We start from the raw sequence: 1897 nt of genomic DNA, 5'->3' as shown, positions 1-1897 counted from the left end.
GCTTGAATATGCCGTTACTTGTTATAAACCCGTGTTTTGAACCAATAGAAGATGCGGGATTGCGCCGCATCGGGAGCTGTGATGTCTGCAACATGTGATGCCAAGGCCGTGCCTGCCATCGGCTTTTTTGAACGTTATCTGACCGCCTGGGTCGCCCTCTGCATTCTGGTGGGGATTGGGCTTGGGCAGGGGTTGCCGGATCTCTTCAAGGCGATCGGTGCCATGGAGGTGGCCAAGGTCAACCTGCCGGTGGGGCTGCTGATCTGGGTGATGATCATCCCCATGCTGCTCAAGATCGATTTTGGCGCCCTGCATCAGGTGAAGGGGCACATGAAGGGCATTGGGGTCACCCTCTTTATCAACTGGCTGGTCAAACCCTTCTCCATGGCCTTCCTCGGCTGGCTCTTTATCCGCGTGCTGTTTGCCGACTGGCTGCCGGCTGATCAGCTCGACAGTTACGTAGCGGGGCTGATCCTGCTGGCGGCGGCCCCCTGCACCGCCATGGTGTTTGTCTGGAGTCGCCTCACCAACGGCGATCCCTACTTCACCCTGTCGCAGGTGGCGGTGAACGACCTCATCATGGTGTTTGCCTTCGCCCCTCTGGTGGCGCTGCTGCTCGGGGTCTCCAGCATAGTTGTGCCATGGGATACCCTGCTCACTTCTGTGGTGCTCTATATCGTCATCCCGGTGATCATCGCCCAGCTGCTGCGCAAGGCTTTGCTGAAAAAGGGAGAAGCCCATTTTGACGGCGTCATGACCCGCATCCAGCCCTGGTCGGTGGCGGCCCTGCTGCTCACTCTGGTGCTGCTGTTCGCCTTTCAGGGCAACGCCATCATCGAGCAGCCGCTGGTTATCGCCCTGTTGGCGGTGCCCATCCTGATCCAGGTGCTGTTCAACTCGGGATTGGCTTACTGGCTCAACCGCAAGGTGGGGGAGAAGCACTCGGTCGCCTGTCCTTCCGCCCTGATCGGCGCCTCCAACTTCTTCGAGCTGGCGGTGGCCGCCGCCATCAGCCTGTTCGGCTTTCACTCCGGCGCGGCGCTCGCCACCGTGGTCGGCGTGCTGATCGAGGTGCCGGTCATGTTGCTGGTGGTGCGGGTGGTTAACGCCAGCAAACCCTGGTACGAAGCGGGGCTAAGCCGCTAACTGACAGCCGTTAACAGCTGGCCGCGAACTGATGCTATCCATTTTCTATTCACTTGATTAATGAGAGACACGCAAATGAGTGCAATCACCATCTATCACAACCCGGAATGTGGTACCTCCCGCAACACCCTGGAGCTGATCCGCAACAGCGGCGTCGAGCCCACTGTCATCCACTATCTGGAGACGCCCCCCTCCCGTGACCAGCTGGTGGCGCTGATCGCTGCCATGGCCATGCCGGTGCGCGATCTGCTGCGCAAGAACGTGCCCCCCTACGAGGCGCTCGGGCTGGCGGAAGATCGCTTCAGCGATGAATCGCTTATCGATGCCATGCTGGCCCACCCCATCCTCATCAACCGCCCCATCGTGGTCACGCCGCTTGGCACCAAACTGTGCCGTCCGTCAGAAGTGGTGCTCGATATTCTGCCCGATCAGCAAAAAGGGGCCTTCGCCAAGGAGGATGGCGAGCAGGTGGTGGATGCGAGCGGCAAGCGCCTCAAGTAATCATCTGAACGCTCAAGTACGGATTGAAACAGGGCCAGCTTCACGCTGGCCCTGTTTCGTTGTGTGAACAAGTTGAAAAAGTTACTCCGGCCAATCGTTTTACCGCTTTTTCTGTGACGATGATCACTGTACCATCGCCGCCCGACCTGCCACCCGGCCGCATCTCCCCCTGCGACGGCGCTGGCGTCACCCGATACATGCTGTCACCCGGAACGTGAATGACCCCAGGATGGGACCCGCCACTAACCTG

Annotated in this window: 2 protein-coding genes; both read left to right on the top strand. The window is 59.7% G+C overall.

Features of this window, described 5'->3' with window-relative positions:
• The first annotated feature begins 81 nt into the window (after nucleotides 1–81).
• Nucleotides 82–1146, top strand: coding sequence for an ACR3 family arsenite efflux transporter (gene arsB, locus AB5Y85_RS01075; protein ID WP_047440564.1), 1065 nt, complete (start codon nucleotides 82–84; stop codon nucleotides 1144–1146).
• Nucleotides 1147–1221: 75 nt separating this feature from the next.
• Nucleotides 1222–1647, top strand: a complete 426-nt coding sequence (arsC, locus tag AB5Y85_RS01070; RefSeq protein ID WP_227096071.1) for a glutaredoxin-dependent arsenate reductase — start codon at nucleotides 1222–1224, stop codon at nucleotides 1645–1647.
• Nucleotides 1648–1897 lie beyond the last annotated feature (250 nt).

The sequence above is a fragment of the Aeromonas sp. R3-1 genome, from assembly GCF_040908345.1.
Classification (GTDB): domain Bacteria; phylum Pseudomonadota; class Gammaproteobacteria; order Enterobacterales; family Aeromonadaceae; genus Aeromonas; species Aeromonas veronii.
The sequence above is the reverse complement of the archived record's forward strand: the minus strand, read 5'-3'. Positions and strand labels throughout refer to the sequence as shown.